The organism is Gammaproteobacteria bacterium CG11_big_fil_rev_8_21_14_0_20_46_22 (genome assembly GCA_002796245.1).
Taxonomy (GTDB): domain Bacteria; phylum Pseudomonadota; class Gammaproteobacteria; order UBA12402; family UBA12402; genus 1-14-0-20-46-22.
Map to the genome: position 1 here is coordinate 1 of PCWT01000030.1, position 3,669 is coordinate 3,669.

Sequence of the window (3,669 nt, forward strand, 5' to 3'; positions counted from 1 at the left end):
GTTTTAGATTCTGGCTTGCCAGCACTAACGGCTATTAGAGCTACCGCGACACATTACCGGACCCTTTTAGGCGCTGATGTTTTTAACCCTGACTACGAAGAAGCTTTTCTCTTCCTTGCAGAATATCATCCAGAGCTTTTTCCCCCTTCGGCAGATTCCGTTATCCTCCGGGAACAGTTGGAAAATGCTTTGCTCGAGTATAATCCTTGGGCCTATGTTCATTGCAAAGCGTTAGCTAATCTTAACATTGGTTTGCTTGCTGGAATCACAAGAATGGCTGCTGATTGTTATTATCAGCATAATGCACGTATTTTGCCAGATCAGATTGTCACTCAGATAGCAGCCTATGTTAAAATGAGCGATGAGGAAAAAAAATTACTCCGGTATTTAGCCAGTATAAATATAACTGAGGTGAAAGAATGGCTTTATTTCGAAGAGGCAAATAAAAAGGCAAGAGCACAGCAGTTATTTGGGCTCTTAGTCTTGCAAGAAGCAGGTAATCAAGACAGCTCTATTTTAAAGCCGATAGAGCTTTTGGTTCGGTGGACAAGAAATCAAAAGGCAGAGCTTTATAACCTATTAAACCCTTATCTTTCAGAGGAGGATGCAAGTCAACTTGAGTCTTTATTTAAATTGAATATTGATGACAAGGCTTTTAGGAGAAGCGCCGCTCTTTGTTCAAGCGGATCAGAGGAATACGATACCTACTTGCAAAATGAACTACAAAACATCCAGATCCAGAGACGCGAGGATGTTGAAAATTTTATAGCCGAAGAGGTTGACGCTATTATCACTACAGGGTCAATAGGATGTTTAATCCCCTTGTTTAAACGAGTTCATCCAATTCTTAAAGGGGATTGCCTGAGGGTTTTTATTCAGGCATGTACCGTAAACAAAATAAAAAGCGATAATCTTTTCAAAATATTACATTTTTTACATCAACTTTTTACTGTTTACGGAGACGACGCTTTCTTTCAAGACTCTGGGCCTTTACCAGCGAAGTCGATTTTTAGAGAAGTGTTGTTTACTGCAGTTAGATGTTTCGCCGAGGCTCATATTGGTTCTTCTTTTTTGGATTATATTAACTTAATTCCATTGAATGCAATTAACAAAATAAGCATTGCACGCATTTTTGCAGAACTTGTAAGTGACCACCGAGGTTCATCTCCTGAGAAGATGAAGATCTGTCGGGTATTAAAGACCTACCTGGAGGGGTTTTCTTTAGAACACTTGCGTGTCCTTTTTTCCCAGGTGGATGGTGATCAGGTTGGTTTTCTTGGTAACATTCTAAGCAATATTGTTTGTTCTTGGACTGATCTTGCTCATTTTGCCTTCAAGATGTTGCAAAAATTCCCATCTGATCATAGAAAATCTGTGCTCCTCTCTCTTGTTGAGTGTAGCCCTGGTCAATATTGTACGGTTTTTAATCGATTGCTTTCCTTTATGAGACCAAGAGTAATAATAGGCTCCCATCAAGAAGAACATGTTTGGCCTATTCTAAATGCTTTGTTTCCAGATAAAGCAGATTTGATTGCTTTTCTGAATGAGAAAATTAATGGGGGAGGGAACACCATTTTTGGGGAAGTGCTTCTAAAAAAGGCAGTCAATCACCTTGATATATGGGCTTTTCTTCTTCGGTTCCCATATCAACAACTACTTGATTTCTGCAACGAGCTTTCCGGTAAGTTCATACAGGACCTGATTGAATCTGAGCGAGTTGTCGTTGCATCTTATGTATTAAAACGTATTAGAGGACATGGACTCCTCAGCCCGTTTGCTGAATGCTTATATGACATTAAAGCAGAAGAGCCGATTTTTCAATGGATAAAAGACATATCCCCCTCTGCTTTTTTCAGGCTGTTGGCTATTGAACACGATTATGGAAGAAATGTACCCTGGGTTTTATATGCAAACAAAAAGATAAATCTTAACGGTCTGGTTACGTTATTGTCTCGCCTTTCTATTTTTGAAAAGTATTACTTGCTTTTTTTTCAAAAAGAACAGGTTCGTGATGAAGCGCCAAAGACTTTATTCGACCAGCTTGCGCCGGAAGATGTGCCGCTTTTAATGGAAAAACTGTTTGCTCAAGCCAAGTACAGTGAAAAAGAAACATTTTTTCGTGAACATTTGGGTAGAATAGTTTTGAAGCACGCTCATAGGTTGTTAACGCCTCTTTTAAAAAACTTAACTCTGAGTCAAAAATTGAATTTAGCTGCTCAGCTTCCTCCGCATACTCAGAATAATGGGGAGGCATGGGCATGCATTTTTTCTACGACCAGGGAGGACCTAGGAAAGATAGGAGAAGTCATTTATGACATGGTTGCGTCTGGAAAGAGCACGCATGCAAATTCGGTTATCGGTGCTGTTCAAGGCTACCTTAAACAAACAGATTACACCAGAGCAAAAATTGAAGGATTCTGGGGGCAACTTTGTGACTTACTCTATGAAAAGATTTCTTTAGAGCATGGCGTTGCTTTTGCTCGTTATGTGGCTGCTTCAGGAGCTTTTGAAGATGCCAGCAGATTGAAAAACCTAGTTTACAAAGAACTCTCTCCTGGCGAGTATTTTGTTTTGTTTTCTGCTAAAGATTCTTCGGGTCGCTCGCTATTTAGCAGGCTCTTTGTTATATCTCTGAGAAATACCGAGGTCTGCCAGCGTTTTATTCAGCGTTGTCGTAGTCTTATGCCAGCGGAGTTAATTTTTTGTTTGGAGGAAGTGAGGGGTTTGCAAGATCTTTTGGAATCAAATAAAAACAACCCTGCTGCTATTTTTTTACAAAAAATCTGGGAGAAGTTTCGTCGACAAAGTCAGCCGCCCCCGCTGGGGATGCCCGCTTTACCCGATGATAGATTTTTAACAAGCGAGTCGCGAGTCTCAGATAACCGGACGCTGGCAGAAAGCGGTTCCCAGCGGGAACTGCTGCGAAAAAGTTGTGAGGTTGATCGACAAGTTGAGCGTTATTTGCCGAAGACTATCAAAACAAGGCAGAGTATTAACCGAGCTGAAATTGACGGTACTGCTAACCTTGCCAAAAAAAAGCAACTCATTGTTCAGTACACCAGATTAGCTTTAAAGAACACAGCTACCATTGCTGAAGTTAAAGGGATAGCACAGCAGGTCGATGCTGACTTCAAAACTTGCCTAAGACAAGAGCGTCATTCGCTTCCTAGAAAAGAACCCGGGTATACGCGTTCTTGGGGGCTAATTTGGATGATGATTAAATGTAAGCTAATGATGATGATGAGATTGAGGGGCCGTGAGTTTCTCGATCAGGCGGTTGATAAAATATTAGACACCCAGGTTTGTTCCTCATTAAAACAGCGAAGTGAGTTAACCCAGTTTTTTAGCCGACCAGCACAACCAACAAACCATGCGTTGAGTTCGAACCATACTGTTGAAATCCACTCATGCCCCTAGTCCGCTTGAGTGAGAGCCTCATCAATTTTAATGAGCCTCTCGCGAAAGTCTCGATGGTTAATTGCGCCATCAACGTTCCAGGGCCGCCTCATGAAACCAACTCGACCTGTTCAATTTTTGTAACAACTTGAGATAACGTTGCACCATCCCAAGAGAAAATTTTCCTTAATCCTTTCCCGACTTCCAGATTTTTATGGATAAAATATTTACACCCCAGTGTTTATGCGGGTTTTAGCGCATCATGTTTTTAGT

General features: G+C 41.0%; 1 protein-coding gene. It reads left to right on the forward strand.

The window, feature by feature from the left end:
- The coding region (locus COV52_03555; GenBank protein PIR11482.1) for a hypothetical protein at positions 1-3,417 on the forward strand (3,417 nt) is incomplete at its 5' end.
- Positions 3,418-3,669: the final 252 nt, after the last annotated feature.